At 72.7% G+C, this 25995-nt stretch carries 25 protein-coding genes; 22 read left to right on the plus strand and 3 right to left on the minus strand.

What is annotated here, in order from left to right:
- The first annotated feature begins 103 nt into the window (after positions 1-103).
- From ABD466_RS26335 to menC, 22 genes are all read left to right on the plus strand, one after another.
- On the plus strand, positions 104-1504 hold the full coding sequence (locus tag ABD466_RS26335; protein ID WP_344659855.1) for a class I adenylate-forming enzyme family protein: 1401 nt from the start codon (positions 104-106) through the stop codon (positions 1502-1504).
- Between the two features lie 8 nt (positions 1505-1512).
- On the plus strand, positions 1513-1782 hold the full coding sequence (locus ABD466_RS26340; protein ID WP_344659856.1) for an acyl carrier protein: 270 nt from the start codon (positions 1513-1515) through the stop codon (positions 1780-1782).
- Between the two features lie 3 nt (positions 1783-1785).
- Complete coding sequence (locus ABD466_RS26345; RefSeq protein WP_344659857.1) at positions 1786-2028, plus strand: hypothetical protein; 243 nt, start codon at positions 1786-1788, stop codon at positions 2026-2028.
- A gap of 53 nt (positions 2029-2081) precedes the next feature.
- Entirely contained in the window at positions 2082-3140 is a 1059-nt protein-coding gene (locus tag ABD466_RS26350; protein ID WP_344659899.1) for a beta-ketoacyl synthase N-terminal-like domain-containing protein, read from the plus strand.
- Positions 3137-3307 (plus strand): hypothetical protein, encoded by a 171-nt coding sequence (locus tag ABD466_RS26355; protein ID WP_344659858.1) that lies wholly within the window; start codon positions 3137-3139, stop codon positions 3305-3307. The genes ABD466_RS26350 and ABD466_RS26355 overlap by 4 nt, the downstream gene beginning before the upstream one ends.
- A 5-nt stretch (positions 3308-3312) precedes the next feature.
- Complete coding sequence (locus tag ABD466_RS26360) at positions 3313-3906, plus strand: beta-ketoacyl synthase chain length factor (protein ID WP_344659900.1); 594 nt, start codon at positions 3313-3315, stop codon at positions 3904-3906.
- Positions 3903-5177 carry a beta-ketoacyl-[acyl-carrier-protein] synthase family protein gene (locus tag ABD466_RS26365; protein WP_344659859.1) on the plus strand — a complete coding sequence of 425 codons (1275 nt, stop codon included), beginning with the start codon at positions 3903-3905 and terminating at the stop codon, positions 5175-5177. Before ABD466_RS26360 ends, ABD466_RS26365 begins: the two co-directional genes overlap by 4 nt.
- 16 nt (positions 5178-5193) lie before the next feature.
- Positions 5194-6339: a 4-hydroxyphenylpyruvate dioxygenase gene (gene hppD, locus ABD466_RS26370; protein WP_344659860.1), complete on the plus strand. Its 1146-nt coding sequence runs from the start codon at positions 5194-5196 to the stop codon at positions 6337-6339.
- Complete coding sequence (locus ABD466_RS26375) at positions 6336-7262, plus strand: phytanoyl-CoA dioxygenase family protein (protein WP_344659861.1); 927 nt, start codon at positions 6336-6338, stop codon at positions 7260-7262. The genes hppD and ABD466_RS26375 overlap by 4 nt, the downstream gene beginning before the upstream one ends.
- A 1-nt stretch (position 7263) precedes the next feature.
- Positions 7264-8088, plus strand: a complete 825-nt coding sequence (locus ABD466_RS26380) for a DUF3050 domain-containing protein (protein ID WP_344659862.1) — start codon at positions 7264-7266, stop codon at positions 8086-8088.
- Positions 8081-9046: a thiamine pyrophosphate-dependent dehydrogenase E1 component subunit alpha gene (locus tag ABD466_RS26385; protein WP_344659863.1), complete on the plus strand. Its 966-nt coding sequence runs from the start codon at positions 8081-8083 to the stop codon at positions 9044-9046. Before ABD466_RS26380 ends, ABD466_RS26385 begins: the two co-directional genes overlap by 8 nt.
- Positions 9046-10026, plus strand: a complete 981-nt coding sequence (locus ABD466_RS26390; RefSeq protein WP_344659864.1) for an alpha-ketoacid dehydrogenase subunit beta — start codon at positions 9046-9048, stop codon at positions 10024-10026. Before ABD466_RS26385 ends, ABD466_RS26390 begins: the two co-directional genes overlap by 1 nt.
- On the plus strand, positions 10023-10847 hold the full coding sequence (locus ABD466_RS26395; protein WP_344659865.1) for an SDR family NAD(P)-dependent oxidoreductase: 825 nt from the start codon (positions 10023-10025) through the stop codon (positions 10845-10847). Before ABD466_RS26390 ends, ABD466_RS26395 begins: the two co-directional genes overlap by 4 nt.
- A complete protein-coding gene (locus ABD466_RS26400) occupies positions 10844-12532 on the plus strand; it encodes a class I adenylate-forming enzyme family protein (protein ID WP_344659866.1) in 1689 nt (562 codons plus the stop codon). The genes ABD466_RS26395 and ABD466_RS26400 overlap by 4 nt, the downstream gene beginning before the upstream one ends.
- Positions 12529-13464 carry a 3-oxoacyl-[acyl-carrier-protein] synthase III C-terminal domain-containing protein gene (locus tag ABD466_RS26405; RefSeq protein ID WP_344659867.1) on the plus strand — a complete coding sequence of 312 codons (936 nt, stop codon included), beginning with the start codon at positions 12529-12531 and terminating at the stop codon, positions 13462-13464. The genes ABD466_RS26400 and ABD466_RS26405 overlap by 4 nt, the downstream gene beginning before the upstream one ends.
- A gap of 28 nt (positions 13465-13492) precedes the next feature.
- Entirely contained in the window at positions 13493-13780 is a 288-nt protein-coding gene (locus ABD466_RS26410) for a phosphopantetheine-binding protein (RefSeq protein ID WP_344659868.1), read from the plus strand.
- 18 nt (positions 13781-13798) lie between these two features.
- Positions 13799-15907, plus strand: coding sequence for an alpha-hydroxy-acid oxidizing protein (locus tag ABD466_RS26415; protein ID WP_344659869.1), 2109 nt, complete (start codon positions 13799-13801; stop codon positions 15905-15907).
- 140 nt (positions 15908-16047) lie between these two features.
- Entirely contained in the window at positions 16048-17271 is a 1224-nt protein-coding gene (locus tag ABD466_RS26420) for an aminotransferase-like domain-containing protein (protein WP_344659901.1), read from the plus strand.
- Positions 17268-17927: a 4'-phosphopantetheinyl transferase family protein gene (locus tag ABD466_RS26425; protein WP_344659870.1), complete on the plus strand. Its 660-nt coding sequence runs from the start codon at positions 17268-17270 to the stop codon at positions 17925-17927. Before ABD466_RS26420 ends, ABD466_RS26425 begins: the two co-directional genes overlap by 4 nt.
- A complete protein-coding gene (locus ABD466_RS26430) occupies positions 17924-18637 on the plus strand; it encodes an SGNH/GDSL hydrolase family protein (RefSeq protein ID WP_344659871.1) in 714 nt (237 codons plus the stop codon). Before ABD466_RS26425 ends, ABD466_RS26430 begins: the two co-directional genes overlap by 4 nt.
- Positions 18637-19575, plus strand: coding sequence for an alpha/beta hydrolase (locus ABD466_RS26435; RefSeq protein WP_344659872.1), 939 nt, complete (start codon positions 18637-18639; stop codon positions 19573-19575). Before ABD466_RS26430 ends, ABD466_RS26435 begins: the two co-directional genes overlap by 1 nt.
- Before the next feature lie 4 nt (positions 19576-19579).
- The gene (gene menC, locus ABD466_RS26440; RefSeq protein WP_344659873.1) at positions 19580-20692 is read left to right on the plus strand and encodes an o-succinylbenzoate synthase; all 1113 of its coding nucleotides are present in this window, start codon (positions 19580-19582) and stop codon (positions 20690-20692) included.
- Between the two features lie 239 nt (positions 20693-20931).
- On the opposite strand, the gene ABD466_RS26445 is transcribed toward menC, so the two are convergent.
- From ABD466_RS26445 to ABD466_RS26455, 3 genes are all read right to left on the minus strand, one after another.
- On the minus strand, positions 20932-22620 hold the full coding sequence (locus ABD466_RS26445) for an extracellular catalytic domain type 1 short-chain-length polyhydroxyalkanoate depolymerase (protein WP_344659874.1): 1689 nt from the start codon (positions 22618-22620) through the stop codon (positions 20932-20934).
- 268 nt (positions 22621-22888) lie between these two features.
- Complete coding sequence (locus ABD466_RS26450) at positions 22889-23275, minus strand: nuclear transport factor 2 family protein (RefSeq protein WP_344659875.1); 387 nt, start codon at positions 23273-23275, stop codon at positions 22889-22891.
- A 44-nt stretch (positions 23276-23319) separates the two neighbouring features.
- Positions 23320-25968 carry an MGH1-like glycoside hydrolase domain-containing protein gene (locus ABD466_RS26455; RefSeq protein ID WP_344659876.1) on the minus strand — a complete coding sequence of 883 codons (2649 nt, stop codon included), beginning with the start codon at positions 25966-25968 and terminating at the stop codon, positions 23320-23322.
- Between the last annotated feature and the right edge of the window lie 27 nt (positions 25969-25995).

A 25995-nucleotide genomic window follows, 5' to 3' on the forward strand; every position in this document is an offset into this window, starting at 1 on the left:
GGAATATCCCTTAAGGGTCGCCTTTTCGGGCCCCCTGAGTATTCCCCTTTCTCTTTGTTCCTTTCTTTTCCCCTGTTCTCTTCCGGTGCGGAGGTGATCGGCGATGGCGGCGGGGATCCAGATCCCGACCGACCCCGGCTGGGTCGACGAGGTGCTCCTGGCCGGCCCGGACGACCAGGTCTGCCTGGTGCTTGGCGCGCCGGTGGACCGGGCGGCGCTGCGGACCCTGGTCGCGCAGCGGCAGGCGGTGCTGGCCGGCGCGGGGCTGCGGGCCGGCGGCTCGGTCGCGCTGTGCCTGCCGCCCTCGCTGGCGTTCATCGCGAACCTGCTGGCGGCCTGGCGGATCGGCGCCCGGGCGGCGCTGCTGGACCACCGGCTCACCGCGTTCGAGGTGGACCAGGCGCTGGAGCGGCTGGCCCCGGAGCTCGTGGTGTCGGTGGCGCAGGCCGGCGGCGGCGCGCTGCGGGCCTTCCAGGAGGTGCGCGAGAAGGTCGTGGCGCACCCCGGCGGCCGGCCGTCCGACACCCCGCACGCGCTGGTCCAGCTCAGCTCCGGCTCGACCGGCCCGTCCAAGGCCATCGGGCGCAGCGCCTCGGACCTGATCGCCGAGATCGACCGCTACCTGAAGATCGACGGCGTGCCGCGCGGCGGCGAGCGCATCGTCTCGATGGCCTCGATGGTGCACGTGCTCGGCCTGGTCGGCGGCCTGCTCTACGGCCTGCACGCCGGCGTGCAGCTGGTGCTGCCGGAGCGGATGACCGCCGAGGCCATCCTGGCCGCGGTCGCCGCCGGCCCCGAGCCCACCACGCTGCTCGGCGTGCCGTTCCACATCGAGCTGCTCGCCGCGGTCGCCGAACCGCCGCGGCTGCCCCAGCTGACCGGCATGACCACCGGCGGCGAGCTGGTCCGGGCGCAGGTGCACGACGCGTTCGTCGACCGCTACGGCATCCGCCTGGGGAACATGTACGGGATGACCGAGCTCGGGGTCATCGGCACCGACCTGTTCGGCGCCCACCGGCCGGCCGTCGCCCCGGCGCCCGGCGTCACGGTGCGCGAGCAGGACGGCGAGCTGCACATCGCGATGGAGCACTCGCCGTACGTCGGCCTGGTCGACCCGGCGCGCTGGTCCGACGGCTGGCTGCACACCAAGGACGCCGGGAGCGTCGATGCGGGCACCGGCCTGGTCCGGGTCCGAGGCCGCCGCGACTCGCAGGTCTCGGTCGGCGGCCTGAAGGTCGACCTGAGCGAGGTCGAGCACACCCTGGCCGGCCTGCCCGGCGTGGCCGGCGCGGTTGTCGTGTACGGCAAGGCGATCGAGGCCTACGTGGTCCTGGAGGAGTCCGCGGACCTGGACGCCGTCCAGGAGCGGCTGTTCGAGCGGGTGGCCGCGTACAAGCGGCCGCGCGCCTGGCACGTGGTGGACAAGCTGCCCCGCACCGCCACCGGAAAGCTCGTGCGGGACCAGGGCGTGCTCGCCGGTGTCCCCAGCAACGGAAGGAACTGAGGAGTCCCATGACGTCGCATGACGAGATCAAGGCGTTCGCGTTCGAGGCCCTGAAGGAGATGAACTACGACATCTCCGGCTTCGACGGCGACACCCTGCTGGGCCCGGCCGGCGTCGACCTGGAGTCGCTGGCCCTGGCCGAGCTGGGCGTCCGGCTGGAGGAGCGGTTCGGCATCCGCTTCAGCGACGACGAGCTCGACGAGATCGCCGCCCTGACCATCGACGAGTTCTGCGCCACCGTCGCAGCCCGGCTCGCCACCGCCACCACCTCGGGCTGACCCGTGGCAGACGTGTCCGAGCCCTACCGCGCGCAGGTCGTCGAGATGCTCGCGACCTACGGCGAGCGCCGCCCCGAGGAGGTCCCGGAGAGCGTGGACTCCCTGGAGCTGGCCTGGCTCATCCACCAGATCGAGGAGCGCTACGGCAAGCCGTTCGGCGTGGACGACGACGTCCTGGCCCGGATGACGACGGTGACCGGCGCCTGCGAGGTGCTGCGGGAGCTCGGGTACGGGGCGGCGGCGTGAACATCGGCGGCACCCGGGTGCGGCGCGGCCCCCGCGAGGTGGTCGTCGGCGCGATGGCGGTGTTCAGCGCGTTCGGCGCGGGCGTCGAGCCCCTGCTGACCGCGGTGGCCGCGGGCACGCCCGGGTTCGCGCCGGTCGAGCGGTTCGACGTCGGGACGCGGCGGGCCAAGGTGGCCGCCGCCGCGCTCGGCTCGCCGGATCTCGAGCGGGAGCTGATACGCGTCATCGACGAGGTCTGCGACTTCGAGCGCGGCGGCACCCGGCTGTTCCTCGCGATCCACGGCGACCCCGCCCTCGCCCGGCAGCCCGCGTCGGGGGGCACCGAAGCCTTCGCCGCGCGGATCGCCGCGCGGTGCGGCCTGGCCGGGGCCCGCGCCTACACCTCGGCGTGCGTCGCGGCGAGCACCGCCGTCGCCGACGCCGCCGCGCTCATCGCGCACGGTCGCGCCGAGCGGGTCGTCGTCGCGGCGGGCTACCTCGTCGAGCCGGATCAGTACGCTCTGTTCGACGCCGGCCGCGCGCTGGCCGTCGACGGCCGGGTCCGCCCCTTCAGCACCGGACGCGGCGGCCTCCTGCTCGGCGACGCGGTCGGGGCCGTCGTCCTCGAAGCGGCGGGCGCGCCCCGCGCCGCCGAGCCGCTCGCCCGGCTGGCCGGCTGGGGCCGCGGCGGCGACGCGTACCACGTCTGCAAACCCCGCCCGGACGGCCTCGGCCTGGCCCGCGCCATCACCGACGCCCTGCACCGCGGCGGCCTCCAGCCCTCTGACATCGGCTACGTCAACGCCCACGGCTCCGGCACCAAGCAGAGCGACGCGGCCGAGACCGCCGCCCTGTACGCCGCGCTCGGCACCGTCGCCGGCGAGATCCCGGTGAGTTCCACCAAGTCGATCCACGGCCAGGCCCTGGAAGCCGGCGCCCTGCTGGAGCTCATCGTCACCATCGCCGCCCTGCGCGCCGGCCGCCTCCCGGTCAACGCCGGGTTCCTCGGCGCCGACGACGACTGCCGCCTGGACCTCGTCCTGGAACCGGCCGCCGTCCCCGTCACGCACGCCCTGACCCTGAACGTCGCCTTCGGCGGCGCGAACACCGCACTCCTGGTAGGTGCGCCATGAGCAAGAACACGAAGTCGTCCCGCGAGACGCCGGACCCGAACGTCGTCTGCGCCCCGTCGGAGGTCCCGAACCGCCGCCCCGCCTGGGGGCCGGCCCGCCACGCCTCGCCCGGCGCGAACGTCGCCTCCGGGGACACCGAGACCGCCCTGCTGGCGGGTGCGCCGTGAGCACGATGGACCACGCCGCCGTGGTCTCGACGGTCGCGGCCCCGCAGCCGCCGGCCGTGATAGCCGTCGCCCCGGTGACCGACACGGTCGCCGTCATCCCGGTCGCCCCGGCGACCGAAGCGGGCCTGGCCGTCGTCGCCGAGGCCCGGTGGCCGGAATCAGAACGCGATCAGACTCCGCCCGCGCTGCCCGGCTTCATCGTGTCCTCCTTCAGCCCGATCGCCGCCGAGACCGCCGCCCGCTGTCTGAGCCGCCGTCCCACCGGCTCAGGCGACGGTTCCGCCACCGCGGTGATCATCGCCAGCGCGCGCGGCGACCTGGAGAGCGCGGCCCACGTCGCGGAAGCCGTCGACTCCTCCGGCACCCTCGGCCCGCTGCTGTTCTTCCAGAGCGTCCCGAACGCCGTCGCCGGCCACATCGCCGCCCGCTGGAACCTCACCGGCCCGGTGGTCTGCGTGGCCGACCGCGCCTCAGCCCTCGAAGCCGCGGCCCTGCTCATCGAGGACGGCGACGCGGACGAAGCCCTCGTCCTGCACATCGACGGGGCCGCCCACGCCGTCCTGCTCCGTGCGGAATCTCCAGGAGACCAGCAGCCATGACCCGTACAGGGACGTCCAACACAGAGGTCGTCGTCACCGGCATGGGCATGGTGACGCCGGTCGGCACCAGCGCCGTCGAGGTGCACGCCGCCATGTGCGAGGGCCGCTCCGGCCTGCGCCGCCCGCCCGAGGGCCACCCGGCCGGGGACTCGCTCGAGGTCGGCGGCTTCGGCCCGCCGATCGACCCCGCGAGCCTGCTGCCGGCCACCGAGGCGCGGGTCGTCGACCGCTACATCGTGCTGGCCCTGCAGGCCGCCGCCGACGCCTTCGCCGACGCCGGCCTCGACATCGAGCGGGACGTCGACCCCTACCGCGTCGCCGTCATCCTGTCCGGCACCGGCGGCCTGGCCACACTGGAGGCGCAGGTCGTGCTGCGCACCGCGAAGGGCCGCCTGGGCGTCAGCCCCTACCTGCTGCCCGGCATGCTGCCGAACATGGGCGCGGCCCGCGTCGCCATCAAGTACGGCATCCGCGGCTACGTCTCCTCCAGCGGCACCGCCTGCGCGGCCGGCGGCCAGGCCATCGGCGAGGCGCTGCGGCTGCTGCGCGGCGGCGAGGCCGACGTCGTGGTCGCCGGTTGCAGCGAGGCGCCGCTGTTCCCGACCCTGGCCGACACCTTCGGCAACGCCCGGGCCCTGGCCCGCGGCTGGGCCGACGACCCGGCCGGCGCCTCGCGGCCGTTCGACCGCCGCCGCAACGGCCTGGTCCTCGGTGAGGGCGCCGGCGTGTTCGTCCTGGAACGCAAGGACTTCGCCGACGCCCGCGGCGCCGCGGCCCACGCCGACGTCCTGGGCTGGGGCGTCACCAACGACGCGCACCACCCGACCACCCCCCGCCCGGACGGCGAGGGCGCCCGCGAGTGCATGCGGCAGGCGCTGCGGGACGCCGGACTGGAGCCGGCCGACATCGGCTACCTGAACGCGCACGGCACCAGCACCAAGCTCGGCGACGCCGCCGAGGCGCTGGCCATCAGGACCCTGTTCGGCGCGGACGGCCCGCCGGTCAGCTCCACCAAGGCGGTGACCGGCCACATGCTCGGCGCCTCCGGCGTGGTGGAGTCCGCGGTCGCGATCCAGGCCCTGCACACCGGGCGGCTGCCGCCCACGCACAACCTCGACGACCCCGACCCCGACTGCGAGCTCGACCACATCCGCAAGGACCCCCGCGCGGCCCGCGTCGAGCACGTCATGTCCAACTCCTTCGGGTTCGGCGGCCACAACGTCAGCGTCGTCTATGGCCGGCCCAGTACCCGCCGGACCCACACGGCATAGCGGAAGGCGAGAAGGAATGGACATCCTCGGCATCGACCATGTCGAGTTCTACGTGGGGGACGCGCGCCAGTCCGCGTTCTTCCTCTGTACCGCGTTCGGGTTCCACGTGGTCGGCCACGGAGGCCCGGAGACCGGCCTGGACGCCCAGCGCACCCTGCTGCTGCGCCACGGGGACAGCCACGTCCTGCTGACCTCCGCGCTCAACGGCGGGCACCCGGCCGACGGCTACGTCTCCCGCCACGGGGACGGCGTCGCGGTGATCGCCTTCGCGGTCCAGGACGCGGTCGCCTGCTACGAGCAGGCCGTCGCCGCCGGCGCCCGGTCGGTGGAGCCGCCCCGGGTCGCCAAGAGCACAGTCGCAGACAACGCCGGCGCGCGTCGCGCCGCTCTTGACAACCCTGGCGGCACCGTGACCACCGCGGTCGTCGAGGGCTTCGGCGACGTGGTGCACCGCTTCGTACAGCGCGAAGGCACCGCGTTCTGGCCCGGCGCGATCGAGCCGCAGGTGCCGGCCTCGGCCGAGGGGACCGGGCCGGACCTGGTCCGCGCCATCGACCACGCGGCGTTCTGCGTCCCGGCCGGGGAGCTGGAGGCGACCGTCGAGCACTACCAGCGGGTCTTCGGCTTCAAGCTGATCTTCGAGGAGTACGTCGAGGTCGGCACCCAGGGCATGTACTCGCAGGTGGTGCAGAGCCCGTCGGGGGCCGCGACGTTCACCATCATCCAGCCGGACATGAGCCGCGACCGCGGCCAGATCGACGACTTCCTGGCCTGGCACGGCGGCCCCGGCGTGCAGCACCTGGCGCTGAGCACCGACGACATCGTCTCCGCGGTCCGCACCTTCAGCGGCAACGGCGCCGGCTTCGCCGAGACCCCGGCCGCCTACTACGACGTGCTCGGCGAGCGCGTCGGCGCCACCGACCTGCCGGTCGACCGGCTGCGGCCGCTGGGCATCCTGGTCGACCGCGACCACTGGGGCCAGATGTACCAGATCTTCTCCAAGTCGATGCACATCCGGCGGACCTACTTCTGGGAACTCATCGAGCGCCACGGCGCCAAGACCTTCGGGACCAGCAACATCCCCGCGCTCTACGCGGCCAAGGAACGCGAGCTCGCCGACGTGCGCGAATCCGTCGACATGGGAGTGGCAGGACAGAGATGACAGCCGAGACAACCGACGCGCTGCGGGGGCGGTTCGCCCTCACCGACGACGAGGCGGCGCTGCTGCCCACCGACGCCGAGGTCCAGGCCTACGCCGAGCGCGGGTGGTACCTCACCGGCAAGCTGTTCTCCGACGAGGAGATCGACACCTTGACCGCCGCGGTCGACCGCTACTACGGCGGCGAGCGCAGCCGGCGGCTGCCGGTGCGGCCGCCGAAGCTGGCCGCCTGGAAGCCCGAGGACGGGCCGGTGCAGCGCCACAACGACTACGTGCACTACGAGAGCGACGCCATCGCCGAGATCCTGTGCAAGCCGCTGATCGGCGCGGTCGCCGCCCGGCTCGCGCGGGCCGAGGAGATCCGGGTCTTCCAGAGCACCCTGATCTACAAGCCGCCGGTGGCCGGCGAGCCGACCAACGTCGTGCCCTGGCACTTCGACCGGCACTACTGGGCCTCGTGCACCTCCGAGCGGATGCTCACCGCCTTCATCCCGTTCCACGACTGCGACGAGGAGATGGGCACGATCACCATGGTCGACGGCAGCCACCTCTGGGAGGAGGTCGGCCGCGAGGACTCGATGGTGAAGCACTTCGCCGAGCGGGACAAGGCCGACCTGGAGCGGGTGCTGGCCAAGAACGCGGCGCACAACGGCGCCGAGGTGCACAAGATCCCGATGATCATCCCCAAGGGGCACATGAGCTTCCACCACTGCCGCACCTACCACGGCAGCGGCCCGAACCTGAGCCCCCGGCCGCGCCAGGCGATCTCCTTCCACCTGCAGGACGGCGCCAACGAGTTCCAGCGCTTCGCGCTCAGCGACGGCAGCTTCGCCGCCTACAACCACGACGTGGTGGTGCGTCAGACCCCTGACGGCCGCCCCGACTACGCCGACCCCGACATCTGCCCCGTTCTCTGGAGGAACTGACATGGCCGCCACCCGTTACGACTGGGGACAGCGCCATCCCGGCATCGACCGGCTGGAGGAGCGGATCGGCGCGGCGCGCGCCGAGGTCGTCGGCCACCCGCTGTACGCGCGGCTGCGCGACCGGGAGGCGATCCGCACCTTCCAGGAGCACCACGTGTTCGCGGTCTGGGACTTCATGTCCCTGCTCAAGTCGCTGCAGCGCAGCCTGACCTGCGTCGAGCTGCCCTGGGTGCCGACCGGCCCTACCGGCAGCCGCCGCCTGATCAACGACATCGTCCTGGTCGAGGAGAGCGACGAGCTGCGCGGCGGCTTCATCAGCCACTTCGAGCTCTACATCGCCGGCATGGAGCAGGCCGGCGCCGACACCGCCGTGGTGGAGGAGTTCATCGCCCTGCTGCGGACCGGCATGAAGGTGGAGCACGCGATCGCCAAGGCCGGGGTGCCCGGGCCGTCGGCCGAGTTCGTCACCCTGACCTGGGACATCATCGCCGCCGCGCCGGTGCACTGCCAGGCCGCCGCGTTCGCCTTCGGCCGCGAGGACCTGATCCCGGACATGTTCCAGCAGGTCGTCACGGTCAACGAGGAGGTCGGCGGGCTCGACACCTTCGTCGACTACCTGGCCCGGCACATCGAGGTCGACGGCGAGGAGCACACGCCGATGGCCATGCAGATGCTGGCCGACCTGTGCGGCGACGACGACACCAAGTGGGAGGAGTGCGCCGCCACCGTCATCCGGGCGCTGGCCGCGCGCACCAAGCTGTGGGACGGCATCCTCGCGGCGATCGGCGAGCGCGCGGCGGCGCCGAGCGGGAGCGGCCGTGCCTGATTCCGCCGCTCTGTACCGCACGGTCCGGCTGATCCGGCGCTTCGAGGAGCGGGCCGTGGAGCTGGTCCGCGCCAAGCAGATCTTCGGCGGGATCCATCCCTACACCGGCCAGGAGGCGATCGCCGCCGGCACGTGCGCGGCGCTGCGTCGCGACGACGTCATCACCAGCACCCACCGCGGCCACGGGCACGTCCTGGCCAAGGGCGCGGACCCGGCGCGGATGATGGCCGAGCTGCTGGGCCGGGCCACCGGCCTGAACCGCGGCCGCGGCGGCTCGATGCACGCCGCGGACTTCTCCGCCGGCATCCTCGGCGCCAACGCCATCGTCGGCGCCGCGGCCCCGATCGCCACCGGGGCGGCGTGGGCGGCCCGGCGCGCCGGCTCCGACCGCGTCGCCCTGACCTACTTCGGGGACGGCGCGGTCAGCCAGGGCGTGGTGCTGGAGGCGTTCAACCTGGCCGCGCTCTGGACGGCCCCGGTGATCTTCGTCTGCGAGAACAACGGCTGGGCGACCACCACCCGCACCGAGGACTCGGTGGCCGGGACGATCACCGGCCGCGCCGAGGCGTTCGGCATCCCGGCCGCGCGCGTCGACGGCATGGACCCGGAGGCGGTGCTCGCCGCCGCCGCCGAGGCCGTCGCCCGGGCCCGCGGCGGCTTCGGCCCGACGCTGCTGGAGTGCGTCACCTACCGCTTCGACGCGCACCACACCTGGGAGCACACCGCGCGTCCCCGCTACCGCAGCCCCGAGGAGGTGGAGCAGGGCCGGTCCCGCGATCCGCTGGAGATCCAGGGCGCGCGGGTCCCGGTCGCGACCCGCGCCCGGATCGACACCGAGATCGAGGAGCTGGTCGAGGCCGCGGTGCGCTTCGCGCTCGACGCCCCGCTGCCCGACCCCGCCACGGCGCTCGACCACCTGTACGCCGACGGCACCCGCGTCCGAGCCGGAGTGGCCTGATGACCATCCTGTCCTATCTCAAGGCCCTGAACCGGGCGATCACCGACGAGATGGACCGCGACCCCACGGTCTGCGTGTTCGGCGAGGACGTCCACGCCGCGGTCACCAACGTGACCGCGGGCCTGGTCAAGCGCTTCGGCGCCGAGCGCGTCCTCGACATGCCGATCTCCGAGCAGGCGTTCACCGGCGTCGCCACCGGCGCGGCGCTGTCCGGGCAGCGCCCGCTGATCGAGTACCAGATCCCCGCGCTGCTGTTCCTGGCCTTCGAACAGATCGCCAACCAGGCGCACAAGTTCTCGCTGATGACCGGCGGCCAGACCCGGGTGCCGGTGACCTACCTGGTGCCCAGCTCCGGCTCCCGCGACGGCTGGGCCGGCCAGCACTCCGACCACCCCTACAGCCTGTTCGCGCACGTCGGCGTCAAGACCGCGGTCCCGGCCACTCCGGCCGACGCCTACGGCCTGCTGGTCACCGCCCTGCGCGACGACGACCCGGTGGTGGTCTTCGCCCCGGCCGGCGCCATGGGCCGCCGCGAGGACGTCGACCTGGCGGCGCTCGGCCCGGTGCCGCTCGGCGTCGGGCGGATCCACCGGCCGGGCACCGACGTCACCGTGGTGGCGGTGGGGCACCTCGTCCACGACGCCCTCGAAGTCGCCGAGGAACTGCGGGACACCGTCAGCGTCGAGGTCTTCGACCCCCGCACCCTGCACCCCTTCGACTGGCAGGGGCTGGCGGCCTCGCTGGAACGCACCGGCCGCCTGGTCGTCGTCGACGACAGCAACCGCTCCTGCGGCATCGGCGGCGAGATCCTCGCCACCGCCGCCGAAGAGATGCGCCTGGTCGCCCCGCCCAAGCGGGTCACCCGGCCCGACGGCGCGGTGCTGCCGTTCGCCGAGGAGCTCGACCGCGCCCTGCAGCCCAGCCGCGAGCAGCTGCGCACGGCGATCCAGACCGTGGCCAAGGCGGGAGGGTTCCGATGAGCGACTCGGCCCCGGCTCCCGGCACCGGCCCGGACCGCCCCGTCGCCCTCGTCACCGGCGCCGGCCACGGCATCGGCGCCGCGCTGGCGGCCAAGCTCGCCGCCCGCGGCCACCGCGTGGTCGCCGTCGACGTGGACGGCGAGGCGGCCGAGCGGACCGCCCGCGCCTGCGGCGGCCTCGCGCTGGAGGCCGACGTCGCGGACCTGAAGCAGAACCAGGCGATGGTCGAGCACGCCGTCGACCACTTCGGCCGCCTGGACACCGTGGTCCTCAACGCCGGCGTGGAGTCCGGCCAGCCGCCGGACCTGCCGCTGGACCCGGCCCGCTACCGGCGTGTGCTCGCCGTGAACGTCGACGGCGTCGTCTTCGGCGTCGACGCCGCCACCGCCGAGCTGGCCCGGCACGGCGGCCGGATCCTCGTCACCGCCTCGCTCGCCGGCCTCGCCCCCGAGCAGGCCAACCCGGTCTACGCCCTCACCAAGGGCGCCGTCCTCGCCTACGTCCGCGCCATCGCGCCCACGCTGGCCCGGCGCGGCGTCCGGATCAACGCCCTGTGCCCCGGCTTCACCGACACCGCCATCCTCGGCGTCACCAAGCTCCTGATCCGCAAGCAGCGCTTCCCGCTGCTGACCCCCGACACCGTCGCCGACGCCGCCCTGACCGTCCTCGCCGACGCCGGCGGCGGACAGGTCTGGACCGTCGTCGCCGGCCGCCCCCCGGCTCCGTTCGCCTTCCCGCCCCTGCCGGCCACGCTGCTGCCGGACGGGACCGAGGCACGGTTCCGGCCCTTCCTGAGCGCCCCGAAGGAGAGCACCCCATGACCGTCTCCGGCCTGCGGGCCGCGCTGGCCGCCGACCCCGCCCTCGGCGCGGGCAACGTCCTGCACAAGCTCATCGAGCACGGCGCGCCGCTCGGCGGCCCCGGCATGGCCTTCGACACCGAGGTCGACGGCCATCCCGCCTTCGCCGGCCTCACCCTCGGCGAGCTGCGCACCGCGGTGGCGGCGCGCGCCGCCTGGTTCGCCGCGCGCGGCGTCGGGCCGCGCGACCCGGTGGCCGTGTACGTCCGCACCGCCGCCGACTGCATGCTCCACTTCATGGCCCTGACCTGGCTCGGCGCCATTCCGGCGCTGATGAACCCGAACATCCCCGGCGACGTCGCCGCCGAGTACATCCGCCGTCTGCGGGCCGTCGGGCTGCTCACAGACGACGAGCACCGGCGGCGGCTCGCCGCGGCCGACCGCGGCCTGGAGCTGGGCTTCGGCCCGGACGCCGTGTACGACGCCGCGCGGACCGGGGCGGGCGACCCGGCGGACGCGCCGGCCCCGTACCGGCACCACGACGAGGACCCGATCGCCATCACCCACTCCTCGGGCACCACCCGCATGCCGGCCGCGGTGACGCAGACCCACGGCAACCTGTTCGTCGGCACCCGGGTCCTGCGCCTGAACAAGCCGCGCGCCCGCGGCACCGAGCGGATCCTCAACGCCCTGCCGGCCCCGCACGCCGCCGGGATCATGTCGCTCAACCACGCTCTGTGCAACGGCGCGGATCTGCTCTACCTGTCCCGCCCCGACGACGGCGAGGCGGTGGTGGCGGCCATCGAGAGCTGGCGGCCCAGCGGCGTGTTCGGGTTCGCCGTCACCTGGGCCGAGCTGGCCCGCATCGACCTGAGCAAGCGCGCCGTGGACTCGGTGTCGCTGTGGTTCAACACCGGCGACTGCGCCCACGAGCCGCACATCCGCCACCTGGTGGCCGCCGGCTCCCACGACCGGGCGACGGCTCAGGGCGCCCGCCGGATGCCCGGCTCGATGTTCGTCGACGGACTCGGCTCCAGCGAGATGGGCCACTCGGCGTTCCACATCACCCACGCCCCCGGCACCGAGCGCTACGGCCGCTGTGTCGGCCGCACCCACGACTTCGCCGAGATCAAACTCCTCGACCCGGCCACGGGCGACGAGGTGCCCGTCGGCGAGGTGGGACTGTGCGGGATGAAGTCCGCGACGCTGTCGCCGGGCTACTGGAACGACTCCGTGGCCACCCACCGCAACCGCATGAACGGGTACTACCTCACCGGCGACCTGCTCTACCGGGACGAGGAGGGCTACTACTACCACGTGGACCGCATGGTCGACGCGGTCCCGCTGGGCGACGGCAAGTGGCTCTACACGGCGATGTCCGAGGAGAAGATCCTCAAGGCCTGCCCCGACGTCCTGGACTGCACCGTCGTGGCCATGCCCGGCGACGGCGGCGTGGTCACCGACGTGCTGCTCACGCTGCACCCGTGGGCCGACACGGACGCCGACCGGACCGAGGCGGTGCGCGGCGTCCTCAGCGCGGCCGCGGCCGCGACGCTGCGCGACGTGCTGGTGATCGGACCGGAGCGGCTGATCCTCGGCCCGACCGGCAAGGTCCGCAAGTTCCTGATGCGGCAACGGCACGCCGCCGAGAACGGAGCCTCCCCCGAGGCCGTCTCCGGCGCGACCCGGGAAGGCAGGACCTCGTGACCGCCCTCACCGCCGTCGGCACCTACCTGCCCAAGGAACGCGTGCCGATCGAGGACCTGGCCGACCGGTTCGGCCTGACCGCCATGCAGACCAAGGTCTTCCGCCGCTACCACAAGCTCGGCTCGGTCAGCCGCGACTCCGCCGGCACCCTGCTGGACCTGCTCCGCGGCGCCCTCGACGACCTGGACTGCCTGGAGGGCAACGAGCACCGCGTGCGCTACGTGATCCACGCGCGCACCTTCCCGGTCGTCACCCCCTACCCGCTGAACCCGCTGCGCGAGCTGTGCCGGGAGCGCGGGCTGGAGCACGCCGAGACCTTCGCCGTCGGCCACCACGCCTGCGCCTCCGGCCTGCTCGCCATCGACGTCGCCGGCCGGCTGCTGGCCGCCGACGCCGAGCGCCACCCCGACGCCCTGGCCCTGATCATGACCGGCGAGAAGGCCTTCACCGGCGAGGCGCAGATGGTGCCCGAGACCTCGTTCTTCGGCGAGGGCGCGGCCGCCTGCCTGGTCAGCGCGTCCGGCGACCGGGACCGGCTGCTCTCCTACAGCGTCGACCTGCACGGCGAGTTCGACGGCGACTCGATGGAGCAGGCCATGGAGTTCCAGCGGGTCTACTCCGACGCCCTCGGCGAGGCGATCCTGGCCGCGGTCGCCGGAGCCGGGCTGACCATGGAGCGCGTCAGCCTGGTGCTCCCGCACAACGTCAACATCGTGGCCTGGCAGCGGGTCTGCAAGCGCATCGGCTTCCCGCTGGCCAAGGTGGTGCTGGACAACGTGACCCCGGACGGCCACGTGTTCTGCGCCGACGCCTTCCTCAACTACCGGACCGCCGGCGAGCGCGGCCTGCTGCGGCCGGGGGAGCGCTACGTGGTCGCCGCGGCCGGCGCCGGCCGCGGGGCGACGTTCTCGGCCATGGTCTTCGAACACTGACCCCTCAGAACCCTGGGAAAGGACCGTCATGACGGAGCAGAGTCTCGCCGTCGACCCGCAGTTCCGCGAACGCGTCGTGGACACCGTCTGCCTGCTGCTGCCCGACGTCCTCAAGCGCGACGTCGACGGCGCCGGCGAGGCCACCACCCTGATGGAGGACCTCGGGATGAGCTCCACCGGCGCCCTGGAGATCGTGCTGCTGCTCGAGGAGAACCTCGAGATCGAGATCAGCGTCGAGGACCTGGGCCGCGAGCACTTCGAGACGGTCGGCACCCTGGCCGACTACGTCGCCGGCAACGTGATCGACGAAGACTGAGGCTGAGGTAGCGACATCGTGCACACCACGGTTCCGCCGGACGTCCGGACCGCCCCGACCGGCCCAGCCGCCCCGAGCGACCCGGCCGACCCGACCGGCCTGACCGATCCGGCCGGCCCGGCCGCCGACCCCGTCGCCGGCTGGGGCATCCGGCGCGCCGTGCGCCTGGCCTTCCCCGGCCCGGCCAGCCTGGCCCTGGACGACGAGCACACCGCCCGGCTCGACACCTACCTGACCGACCTGCTCCAGCCCTACGGCCTGGCCCTCGGGCCCGGCTCGCTGGTCCCGCGCGGCCAGTCCTACGGCGAGATGGCCGAGGCCCTGATCGAGCTGGCGGTGCCCGCCGGCGAGGGCGTCGACCTGTTGATCATGGCGTACGCGATCCCGGACATCACCCCGGGCCGCGCCACCACCACCTACCTCAGCCACGTGTGCCCCGGCGGCCCGCTGGCGTTCGCGGTCAGCGACCAGGGCACCGCCGCCGGGTTCACCGGCCTGCGGCTGGTGCGCGAGTACGCGCGCACCGGCGGCTTCCGGCGCGCGCTGCTGATCGTGGTGGAGCAGGCCTGGCTCGCCTACGACCCCGGCGTGCCGGCCGCCGTCCCGGCCGGGCACACCGGCGTCGCGCTGCTGTTCGGGGACGGCGCGGCGCACGAGGCGGTCGCGCGCCCGGGCCCGGTCCGGGTCCGCGCCGGGTCCGCCGAGGCCTGGCCGGGCGCCGAACTCGACGACTTCGACGACGCCCAGGCCGTGATCCTCGGCTCGGTGCTGAAGAGCGACGCCGAGAGCCTTTCGGCGTGCACCGATGTCACGTTCGCCTCGCCCGGCCGTCCCACCACCGGGGTGTGGTGGGAGCTGGCCGGAGTGCTGGAACGGGATGCCGCCCGGCCCCCGGACCAGGGCCGCCGCATCGTCCTGGCCGACGCCGACCCGGACCTCGGCTTCCTGTGCACAGCGGCGATCGACCTGCACGGCGGCCGGACCCGGTCCGCGACGCGGCCCGGGATCGAACGGGAGACCGAGCCCCCTGAGATCCTGCTGTGCCTGGACGACTATCGGACCGCCGCTCAGGAGCGGGTCACCCCGGAAGTCTGGGACTTCATCGACGGCGGCGCCGAGACCGAGCGCACCGTGGCGGCCAACCGCCGTGCCTTCACCCGCGTCCAGCTGCGCCCCCGAGCCCTGGTCGACACCGAGGTCTGCGACACCCGCACCAGCCTTCTCGGAGTGTCGGTGGGCACGCCGCTGGCGATCGCCCCCACCGCCTACCACCGCCTGGTGCACCCCGAAGGCGAGGTCGCGACCGCCCGGGGCGCCGGCGCCGCCGACGCCCTCTACACCGTCAGCATCTTCGCCAGCCGCACCCTGGAGGACATCGCCGAGGCCGCCACCGGTCCGCTGTGGCTCCAGCTCTACTGGCTGCGGCAGCGCGACGCGCTCAGCGCCCTGATCGACCGGGCCGCCGCGGCCGGCTACCGCGCGCTCGTCCTCACCGTCGACCTCCAGCGCATGGGACGGCGCCGGCGCGACCTGCGCAACAGGTTCTCCGTCCGCCCGGACTGCGCGGCCGTCAACCTCGACGCCGCCCTGATGGCCTCGGCCCACACCCGCGGCCCGGCCGGCACCTCGGCCCTGGCCACCCACACGGCGGAGTCCATCGACCCCACCGCGACCTGGTCGGACCTGGCGTGGCTGCGCTCGCGCAGCCGGCTGCCGATCGTCCTGAAGGGGATCCTCACCGCCGAGGACGCCCGCCTCGCCGTCGAGAACGGCGCCGACGCCGTGATCGTCTCCAACCACGGCGGACGGCAGCTCGACGGCGCCGTGCCGAGCCTGGTGGCGCTGCCGGAGGTGGTGGCCGCGGCCGGCGACGCCTGCCCGGTGCTGTTCGACGGCGGGGTGCGCAGCGGCGGCGACGCCTTCGCGGCGCTGGCCCTGGGCGCCGGGGCGGTGTTCCTCGGCCGCCCGGTGCTGTGGGGGCTCGCGGTCGGCGGCGCGCGGGGCGTGGCCGGTGTGCTGGACTTGGCCACCGAGGAACTGGCGCACACGATGGCGCTGGCCGGACGGCCGGCCCTGGACGTCATCGACGGCAGTGCGCTGCGGTTCGACGAGCGGATGGAGCCCTGACGGTGGCGGAGACGGCGGCGACGGCGGCGGAGACAGTGGTGAAGACGGCTGTGAAGACGGCTGTGGAGACGGTGCCGGCAACGCGTTCCCTGCGGCGCGAAGACCTGCACGTGGCGGTCCACGACCCGGCGGCGGCCTCGATGAACTTCCTCAACGAGGTCGCGGCCCGCTTCCCGGACGCCGTCTCGCTGGCGGCGGGACGGCCCTACGACGGGTTCTACACCGCCCAGGACATCGACCGATTCCTGGCCGTGTACCGCGACCACCTGACCGGCCGCGGCCTGACCCCGGCCCAGGTCGACCGGACGCTGCTGCAGTACGGCCGCACCAACGGGGTCATCGGCGGCCTGATCGCCCGGATGCTGGCCGCCGACGAGGGCGTCGAGGTCCCGGCCGACGCCGTGATGGTCACCGCCGGCTGCCAGGAGGCCATGGTCATCGCCCTGCGCGGCCTGTGCGCCGGCCCGGACGACGTGGTCCTGGCCGTCGAACCCTGCTACGTCGGCTTCACCGGCGCGGCCCGGATCCTCGGCGTCGACGTCGTCTCGGTCCCCGAGGCAGCCGGCGGCCTGGACCCCGAGGCGGTGCTGCGGGTCGCCCACGAGGTGCGGGCCTCGGGCCGGCGCGCGCGGGCGCTGTACGTCGTCCCGAACTTCGCCAACCCCTCCGGCGTGTCCATGCCGGTCCCGGTCCGGCGGCGACTGCTCGACGCCGCCCGCGAGGCCGACCTGCTGATCCTGGAGGACGACCCCTACGGCCTGTTCGGGCTCGACGACGAGCCGAGGCCGGCTCTCAAAGCGCTGGACACCGACCACCGCGTGATCTACCTGGGCTCCTTCGCGAAGTCGGTGTTCCCCGGCGCGCGCGTGGGCTTCCTGGTCGCCGACCAGCCGGTGGTCGACGCCTCCGGCCGCCGCACGCTGCTGGCCGACGAGCTCTCCACCGTGAAGAGCATGCTGACGGTCAACACCTCGCCGATCGCCCAGGCGGTGGTCGGCGGCATGCTGATCGACTCCGGCTGCAGCCTGCGCGCCGCCAACCGCGGCAAGGCCGAGCACTACCGCGGGAACCTGCGGACCCTGCTGGCCGCACTGGCGCGGGAGTTCGGCGACGACCCGCGGATCACCTGGAACGCACCCGAAGGCGGGTTCTTCGCGGTGCTGAACGTGCCGTTCGAAGCCGACGAGGCGCTGCTGGAGGTGTCGGCGCGCGAGTACGGCGTGCTGTGGACGCCCATGCGGTACTTCTACGCGGCGGACGGGGGCGAGCGCGCGATCCGGCTGTCGTGCAGCGTGCTCGATCCGGACCAGGTCGAGGAGGGCGTGGCGCGGCTCGGGAAGTTCGTGCGGGACCGGGTGTCGTGAACGAGGTCACCGCATGGCTGGTCGACGACCGGGTCACGACGCGGGGGGTCGCGGACCTCTACGCGCTGCTGGACCACGACGAGCGGCGGCGTGCGGACTGCAAGGACACGGAGGACGGCCGGCGGCGGTTCGTCGTGGCGCACGGGGCGGTGCGGCGGATCGCGGGGGAGTACCTGGGCGCGCCGCCCGGTGAGCTGACATGGCGGATCGGGCGGCATGGGAAACCGGAGCTCGACGGCAGGTGGACCGGGGTCGAGGTGAATCTCTCGCACTCCGGGGGGCTCTGCTTGATCGCCTTGTCCGACAAGCGTGCCGTCGGGGTCGACGTGCAGCGCCACGTGCCCGGGCTGGCCGTGGTCGCCATGGCACGCAGGTACTTCGCTCCGCAGGAGGCTGAGAGCGTGGCCGAAGCCGACGACCCGGTGGAGACGTTCGCCCGGCTCTGGGCCCGGAAGGAAGCGGTCTCGAAGGCTGCCGGCGGGCGGCTGACCCAGATCCTGCCGCTGCCCACGACGGACCACGCGGTCGTCGAGACCCCCTCGTCGGCCTACCGGGTCCTCGACCTCGGGACCGGGATCCCCGCGGGCTTCCGGGCGGCCGTCGCCTGCGAGGGCCGGGCCCCGTTCAGCGTCGACCTGGTCCCGTGGCGGCCATGACCGACTTCGCCCTCGAAGCCGCCGACCCGTACTGCCTGGACCCCGGGGAGGCCGGGAAGCTGCTCGACGGCCACCCGTGGCGCCGGTTCGCCGTCCTCGGCGACAGCATCGCCGAGGGCGTCAGCGAACCGGTGCCCGGCTACAGCCCTCTCCCGTTCGCCGACCGTGTCGCCGCCGAACTCGCGGCCGTCCAGCCCGACCTCCAGTACCTCAACCTCGGCCGACGCGGCCTGCGCGCGCACGAAGTCCGCGCCGGCCAACTCGACGCCGCGCTGGCCTGGGCACCCGACCTCGCCCTCGTCGCCTGCGGCGCGAACGACGCCCTCCGGCCCGGCTACGAGACCCGCGCCGACGACGTGGACGCCGACAAGGCCGCCATCATCAGCGCCCTCCAAGGCCGAGGCGTCCTGGTGGTCACCGTCTCCATCTTCGTCCGCCCCGCCTACCCCAGCCTGCCGGCCTGGCTGCGCCCCAGCGGCACCGAACGGATGGCCGCCCTCGGCGCCCGCACCGCGGCGATCGCCGCGGACCTCGGCACCGTCCACGTCGACCTCGCCCGCCACCCCATCGCCTCCGCCATGGACTCCACCAGCACCGACGGCCTCCACGGCAACGCCCGCGCCCAAACCGTCGCCGCCACCGAGACGATCAGGGCTCTGGGAGCCCTGCTTTCTCCCCCGTCCACCACCCTCCACAGCCGGGAGCCCTGATGCCGCTCGATCCCCAGATCCAAGCCATGCGCGAACGCCGCGTCCGCGCCGGCGCCCCGCAGCTCTACACCCTCAGCCTCGCCGAGGCGCGCGCCGCCGACCTCGCCTCGATCCAGGCCGAGGCCGGCGAGCCCGAGCCCGTGCACGAGGTCACCGACCACCTGCTGCCCCTCACCGACCGCAAGATCCCGGTCCGGGTCTACCGGCCGCGCGCCGAGCAGCCGCTCCCGGCCCTGCTGTACTTCTTCGGCGGCGGCTGGACCCTGGGCAGCCTCGAGACCTGCGACGCCGTCTGCCGCAGCCTGGCCAACACCGCCGGGTGCCTGGTCATCTCCGTCGGCTACCGTCTCGCTCCCGAGCACCGCTTCCCGGCCGCCGTCGAGGACTGCCACGAGGCCGTCGCCTACGTCGCCGCCCACGCCGCCGAGTTCGGCGCCGACCCCTCCCGCCTGGCGGTCGGCGGCGACAGCGCGGGCGGCAACCTCGCCGCCGCCGTCGCCCTGCTGACCCGCACCGAGCCCGCGGTCCGGCTCGCCGGCCAGCTGCTGGTCTACCCCAACACCGACCAGCTCGCCGACGACGAGTCCCTGCGCGCCCACGACGACCCGTGGCTCTTCAACCACCGGTCCGTCGGCTGGTACCGCGGCCACTACCTCGCCGACGACGCCGACGCCGCCGACCCCCTCGCCTCCCCGCTGCGCGCCCCCGATCTCACCGGCCTGCCGCCGGCGCTCGTCATCACCGCCGAGTACGACCCGCTGCGCGATCAGGGGGAGGAGTACGCCGCCCGGCTCGCCGACGCCGGGGTCGACGTCGAAATCACCCGATACCCGGGAATGGTGCACGGGTTCTTCACCATGCTGGACTCCGTCGACGCGGCACGTACCGCCGTAATACAGAGTGCTGCCACACTGGAGCGCTGGTTCGCGACAGAATGAGGCCATGAAGTTCGAGCGCGTGGAACTCCGCCGGATCGACATGCCCCTGCGGACGCCGTTCCGCACCTCGCTGGGCCTGGAGCTCCGCCGCGACATCTTGCTGCTGCGGGCCGAGACCTCCGAGGGCCACGGCTGGGGCGAGTGCGTCGCGCTCCCCGAACCCGGCTACTGCGAGGAGTACCTCGACGGCTGCGCCGACGTCATCAAACGCTTCCTGCTCCCGCTGGTGGCCGCGGTCGACGACCTCACCCCGGCCAAGGCCGCCGCGGCGATGGCCGCCGTCCCCGGCAACCCGATGGCGAAGGCCACCGTCGAGATGGCGGTGACGGACGCCTGGCTGCGCGCCAACGGCACCTCCTACGCGGACCACCTGGGCGCGGTCCGCGACGCCGTCGACTGCGGCGTGTCCGTCGGCATCGCCGACTCGCTCGACGAGCTGGTCGACGAGGTCAGCGCCTACGTCGACGAGGGCTACCGCCGCATCAAGCTGAAGATCGAACCGGGCTGGGACCTCGCCCCGGTGCGCGCGATCCGCGAACGCTTCCCCACCGTCGCCCTCCAGGCCGACGCCAACGCCGCCTACACCCTCGCCGACGCCCGCCACCTGGCCGCCCTCGACGCCTTCGACCTCGTCATGCTCGAACAGCCGCTCAGCGCCGCCGACCTGCGCGACCACGCCACCCTGGCCCGCATGCTGCGCACCCCGATCTGCCTCGACGAGTCCATCACCTCGGCCCGCTCCGCCGTCGACGCCATCGCCCTCGGCGCCTGCGCCGTCGTCAACATCAAGGCCGGCCGCGTCGGCGGCTACCTCGAAGCCCGCCGCATCCACGACGTCTGCACCGCCCACAGCATCCCCGTCTGGTGCGGCGGCATGCTGGAGACCGGCCTCGGCCAGGCCGCGAACCTGGCCCTGGCCTCCCTGCCCGGCTTCACCCTGCCCGCCGACATCGCCCCCTCGGAACGCTACTTCACGACCGACGTCACCCAGCCGATCACCATGCACGACGGCCGCATCGCGGTCCCGGACGCCCCCGGCCTGGGCCTGGAGCCGATCCCGGACGTCCTGGAGGGCTACACCACGAACGTCGAGGTGCTGTCGAGATTCCCGACGTGACGCCCTCGCGGCCGAGATGCCGCGGGCCCAGGGGTCGGCCAGGTCCGTGCGGGACACCGCGGCATAGCCGGAGCGGGCGACGACGCCGAGAGGCTTCCCGGCGAACCGAGCCTGGGTGTGATCCAGGCCCGGTTCGCCGTCGTCGAATCGCTGGCGGAGTTCTTCGGCGTCGTCGCCGTCGCCCATGCGTTCCCCCTGGATCCGCCAGTCAGTCAGCCCTGAACTCGCTGTTCATCGCGTCAGCAGTGCGGCACGACGATCCAGTAGCCGGGGGACGTCTGTTGCAGGCTGCTGATGACGGTCGAGCTGTACTTTCCCATGTCCTGGTTCGAGCCGATGGCGTAACTGTCGCCTCCGTAGAAGAAGTAGGAGCGGCCCGCGAGGTTCTGGGACACGTTGTCGGTCGTGAAGCAGTTGGGCAGCGGAGCGCTCGGAGTGCCGGTGACTGTGGCCGACTGGGCGCCGACGGTGCCGGCGGAGTCGACGGCCGCGACGGTGTAGGAGTACGACGTTCCCGAGGTCAAGCCGGTGTCGGTGTAAGAGGCCGAGGTCACCGGTGCTCCGTTGACCTTGGTGCCGCCCCGGTAGACGTTGTACGACGCGGCGCCGCTCACGGCGTTCCAGCCCAGCGTCACCGAGCTGCTCGTGGTCCCCGTGACGCTGAGCCCGGTCGGCGCGGGGAGCTGGGAGGGCGTTCCACTCGTCGTGGCGGTGACCGCGCCGGACTGGCTGCCGACGTTCCCGGAGCCGTCGACCGCGGCGACCGTGTACGAGTACGAAGTCCCCGCCGCCAAGCCGGTATCCGTGAACGAGGTGGCCGTGACCGCGGCCGTGTTGACCTTGGTGCCGCCTCGGTAGACGTTGTACGACGCCGCACCGCTGACCGCGTTCCACGACAGGGACGCCGAGTTGTCGGTCGTACCGGTCACGGACAGCCCGGTCGGGGCGGGCAGGGGCGTCTGCGACTGGCTGTCCAGGCCGAAGAACTTCATCGAGTAGTAACTGGAGCAGATGTAGTCGAGGAAGTAGGCGCCGGTCGTTCCACAGTTGTCGATCGCCGATCCGGGATGCACCGCCAGGCCGTGGCCCATGTTCGGGATCGAGAACGTCTCGACCGCCGGCTTGCCCGTGGAGTCGTTGTAGATGCTCTCAGCGGTGCTGCCGGTGAGTGTGGTCGTACTCGACGGCGTCTGACTGATGCCCCACACGTTGGTCCACTGGTCGCGGGACTCGTCCATCGCGACGGGCTTGACGAGATAGTCCGCCGCGCCGTTCCACACCTGAACCCGTGGCCAGGGCCCGGTGTATCCGGGATTCGACGCCCGCACCAGGTCGCCCCACTGCTGCGGCGTCTTGGTGTTGCTGTTGTTCGACGTGCAGTTCGAGTCGGTGATCCCGGCGGTGGTGCACTGCGCCGGCGGCCCCGAGTCGATGGCCCCCGCCGCGAAGACGTCCGGATAGTCGGCGAGCAGATCAGCGGTCATGCCTCCGCCGGCCGACAGCCCGGTGATGAAGACACGTGCCGGATCGGCGTTGTAGTGCGCCTCGGCGTACTGCACCATCTGGTAGACGGACAGCGCCTGCCCGTTGCCCCGAGTGTCGTTGCTCGTGTCACCCCAGTCGAAGCACTTGGCGGTGAGTCCCGTCCCGGACGGCTGCTCGGCGTAGACGACGGCGAAACCGTAGAGGTCGGCGTACTTGGACCACCCGGAATCGGCGTAGTAGTCGTTCGCCGACTGCGTGCAGCCGTGCAGCGCGAGCACCACGGCCGGCTTCGCAGCGAGATTCGTCGGCAGGTAGCTGTACATGTTCAACCCGCCGGGATTGCTCCCGAAGTTCGACACCTGCGTCAGCGTCGGCGCCGCCACAGCAGGCTCGGCACTCACCGCGATCCCCACCGAAGCCAGCAGCAGGGTGCTTCCCGCCACCGCCGCGAGCCGTCTGCGCCATCCCCGCGCTCCCGTGAACCTTCTTGTTCGCACCACTGTGACCTCCCTGTATCAGGAATCTGCCGGTCCGTTGTGTCGCCGGTCACGTGTCGTGGTGACGGTATGAAGGAGTTAACGCAGCAGCAATGTGGTCGCCGCACGGCGTTGGCCTTGCGGAGGTGTCCGGAGGCCATACCGGCGCGGGTGAGGCCCGGGCGCGGCTGCCGACGTGCGCAAGTGGTTACCTCGCAGGACAGCCGGGCGCGCGTCAGGGACGCGCGCCCGCCGGATTGCCATCGGCGTCCAGGTACGTCCCGTACCCCCGCGTCACCAGCCCGTCCTCACCGAGGATCAGAACCTCGTTGACCAGCCGGCCGATCTGGTTCCGGTAGTTGATGACCAGCATGTCGACGCCGACGTAGTACCCGAGCACCTCGAACCGCAGGTCCGGAATCCGCCGCAGCCCCTCCGCCCAGTACGCGCGCAGCGCCTCCTTCCCGCGCACGACCCCGTCGCTGTCCGGCAGCAGCTGCACCGCCACCGGCGAGGCGAACTCGGCGTCGTCGGTGAAGTGCGCCAGCACGGCTTCGAGGTCGTGCGCGTTCCAGGCGGCGGCCCAGCGGTCGACGAACTCCGGTGCGTTGATCATCCCCATGGGCTGATGATCGCAGCGGAGTCTCGTCTATGCCCACTCCGCTGTCACGCCTGCTTGTCCCGGACCCGGCCCTTGCGCAGCAGAAGGTTGATCGCCAGCGCCGTCCACCCGGTCTGGTGCGCGGCCCCGAGGCCGACGCCCGTGTCGCCGTGGAAGTACTCGTGGAACGGGATGTGGTCGTGCCAGGCCGGGTCCTCCTGGAAGATCTTCACGTCGCCGAACACCGGGCGTCGTCCCGTTCTGTCGTTCAGGAAGATGCCGACCAGCCGCCCGGCCAGGTCGTCCGCGATCTCGCCGTACGTGGCCTGCCGCTCGGCGCCGCTCGGGTACGGAATCGTGATCGCGTCCCCGAAGAAGTCCTGATGGGTGTCCAGCGCGTCGATCAGCAGGTAGTTCACCGGGAACCACACCGGCCCGCGCCAGTTGGAGTTCCCGCCGAACATGGACATGTTCGACTCGCCCGGCTGATAGTCGACGCTGTAGTCGGTGCCGTTCACGTTCAGCCGGTACGGCTGCTCCTTGTGCACCCGCGACAGCGCCCGCAGGCCGTGCTCCGACAGGAACTCGCCCTCGTCCAGCATCCGCGCCAGGATCCGCGGACGCTGGTCGAACGTCACCATCGTCAGCAGCCGGTGCGACTGGTTCATGTCGACGCAGCCCATCAGCAGGTTGGCCTTGTCGCTCTGGTTCTCGAAGAACCACTGCACCCGCTTGGTCAGCTCCGGCACCGCCTGCATGGCGTCCGCCCGCACCGACGTGGTGGCGACCAGCGGCAGCAGGCCGACGACGGAGCGCACCTTCATCGGGATGTGGTTCCCGTGCCTGGTGCGCAGCACGTCGTAGAAGAACCCGTCCTCCTCGTTCCACAGCCCGATCGCGTTGGCCGCGGCCGCGATCAGGCCGAAGTGCTCGAAGAACTTCATGACCATCTCGCGGTACACCGCGTCGTGCTCGGCCAGCACCAGCGAGATGTCCATCAGGTTCAGCGCGTACATCGCCATCCACGCCGTGCCGTCGCTCTGCTCCAGCAGGTCGCCGACCGGCACGCCGGCGTCGCGGTCGAACGGCCCGATGTTGTCCAGGCCCAGGAAGCCGCCTTCGAAGACGTTGTTGCCGTCGTGGTCGACGCGGTTCACCCACCAGGTGAAGTTCATCAGCAGCTTGTGGAACACCCGCTTCAGGAACTCGTAGTCCCATCCGCCGTCCATGCGGAAGATCTGCAGCGCCGCCCACGCCTGCACCGGCGGGTTGTCGTCGCTGAACGCCCACTCGTAGGCCGGGATCTGCCCGCTGGGGTGCAGGTACCACTCCTGGAGCAGCAACAGCAGCTGCCGCTTGGCCAGCGCCGGGTCCACCGGGGCCAGCGCCACGCAGTGGAACGCCAGGTCCCAGGCCGCGAACCACGGGTACTCCCACGGGTCCGGCATCACGATCACGTCGCGCGCCGACAGCGTCCACCAGTGCGCGTTGCGCCCGTGCCGCCGGCCCTCGGGCGGCGGCGGCTGCGCCGGGTCGCCCTCCAGCCAGCGCGAGACGTTGTAGTGGTAGAACTGCTTCGACCACATCATCCCGGCCACGGCCTGGCGCAGGACGTTCGCCTCGTCGGGCGTGCACGCCGCCGGTGTCAGCTCCCGGAAGTACTCGTCCGCCTCGGCCTCGCGCTGCGCCATCGCCTCGTCGAACTCGCTGCCGAGGTGCATGGCGAACGCGGAGCCCACCGGCGTCTCGGCCGGGCCCTCGGTCCGCATCCGCAGCCGGATCTCGGCCGTCCCGCCGGCCGGCACCGTGAGCACGTAGTGCAGCGCGCCCTTGGTCCCGCGGTGCTCCGGGTTGACCGTGTCGGCGCCGTTCACGACGTGGTCGTTGATCCCGTCCTTGGGGTAGCGCGGGCCGTCGATGCCGAACAGCCGCCGCGTGTTCGTATCGTTGTCGCAGACCAGGGCTTCCGGCGCCCCGGCGCCGTCCAGCACGATGCGCCCGAGGGAGTGGTGCTCGCCGACCAGCCGCCCGGCCTCGCCGATCAGGGCCGGCTTCGGCTCCCGCCCGCCGGACAGGTCCCACGACCACCTGTTGCGGAACCACAGGTGCGGCAGCACATGCAGCGTCTCCTCGTCAGGCCCCTTGTTCTCCACGTGGATCCGGATGCACATGTCCCGCGGCCCGGCCTTGGCGTAGTCGGCCGTGATCCGCCAGTACCGGTCGTCGTCGAACACCCCGGTGTCGACGAGTTCGTACTCCGGTTCGTGGACGCCCCGCGCCTGGTTGGTGTGCACCAGGTCGTTGTACGGGAACTCGTCCTGCGGGTAGTGATAGCGCCACCGCATCCACGAGTGCGTCGGCGTGGAGTCCAGGTACCACCAGTACTCCTTCACGTCCTCGCCGTGGTTCCCCTCACCGCCGGTCAGCCCGAACGCACGTTCCTTCAGGATCGGGTCGCGGCCGTTCCAGAACGCCAGCGAGAAGCAGAACAACTGCTCGAGGTCGCAGATGCCCGCCATGCCGTCCTCGCTCCACCGGAACGCGCGGGAGCGGGCGTGGTCGTGCGGGACGTAGTCCCAGGCCGTTCCGCCGGGCGAGTAATCCTCGCGCACCGTCCCCCAAGCCCGTTCCGACAGGTACGGCCCCCATGCCTGCCATGGCTCGCCGCCCCCGTCGCCACACTGGTCCAGGCGCGCCTGCTCTGCTGTGCTCACCGTGTCCTCGCGTCTCTCAGGCCTCTC

The sequence above is a fragment of the Catenulispora subtropica genome (genome assembly GCF_039531675.1).
Lineage (GTDB): Bacteria > Actinomycetota > Actinomycetes > Streptomycetales > Catenulisporaceae > Catenulispora > Catenulispora subtropica.

Coding starts and splice junctions, on each gene's coding strand:
- ABD466_RS26335 (WP_344659855.1), top strand. CDS start 104: ATGGCGGCGGGGATCCAGATCCCGACCGACCCCGGCTGGGTCGACGAG.
- ABD466_RS26340 (WP_344659856.1), top strand. CDS start 1,513: ATGACGTCGCATGACGAGATCAAGGCGTTCGCGTTCGAGGCCCTGAAG.
- ABD466_RS26350 (WP_344659899.1), top strand. CDS start 2,082: ATGGCGGTGTTCAGCGCGTTCGGCGCGGGCGTCGAGCCCCTGCTGACC.
- ABD466_RS26355 (WP_344659858.1), top strand. CDS start 3,137: ATGAGCAAGAACACGAAGTCGTCCCGCGAGACGCCGGACCCGAACGTC.
- ABD466_RS26360 (WP_344659900.1), top strand. CDS start 3,313: ATGGACCACGCCGCCGTGGTCTCGACGGTCGCGGCCCCGCAGCCGCCG.
- ABD466_RS26365 (WP_344659859.1), top strand. CDS start 3,903: ATGACCCGTACAGGGACGTCCAACACAGAGGTCGTCGTCACCGGCATG.
- hppD (WP_344659860.1), top strand. CDS start 5,194: ATGGACATCCTCGGCATCGACCATGTCGAGTTCTACGTGGGGGACGCG.
- ABD466_RS26375 (WP_344659861.1), top strand. CDS start 6,336: ATGACAGCCGAGACAACCGACGCGCTGCGGGGGCGGTTCGCCCTCACC.
- ABD466_RS26380 (WP_344659862.1), top strand. CDS start 7,264: ATGGCCGCCACCCGTTACGACTGGGGACAGCGCCATCCCGGCATCGAC.
- ABD466_RS26390 (WP_344659864.1), top strand. CDS start 9,046: ATGACCATCCTGTCCTATCTCAAGGCCCTGAACCGGGCGATCACCGAC.
- ABD466_RS26395 (WP_344659865.1), top strand. CDS start 10,023: ATGAGCGACTCGGCCCCGGCTCCCGGCACCGGCCCGGACCGCCCCGTC.
- ABD466_RS26400 (WP_344659866.1), top strand. CDS start 10,844: ATGACCGTCTCCGGCCTGCGGGCCGCGCTGGCCGCCGACCCCGCCCTC.
- ABD466_RS26410 (WP_344659868.1), top strand. CDS start 13,493: ATGACGGAGCAGAGTCTCGCCGTCGACCCGCAGTTCCGCGAACGCGTC.
- ABD466_RS26420 (WP_344659901.1), top strand. CDS start 16,048: ATGAACTTCCTCAACGAGGTCGCGGCCCGCTTCCCGGACGCCGTCTCG.
- ABD466_RS26430 (WP_344659871.1), top strand. CDS start 17,924: ATGACCGACTTCGCCCTCGAAGCCGCCGACCCGTACTGCCTGGACCCC.
- ABD466_RS26435 (WP_344659872.1), top strand. CDS start 18,637: ATGCCGCTCGATCCCCAGATCCAAGCCATGCGCGAACGCCGCGTCCGC.
- menC (WP_344659873.1), top strand. CDS start 19,580: ATGAAGTTCGAGCGCGTGGAACTCCGCCGGATCGACATGCCCCTGCGG.
- ABD466_RS26450 (WP_344659875.1), bottom strand. CDS start 23,275: ATGGGGATGATCAACGCACCGGAGTTCGTCGACCGCTGGGCCGCCGCC.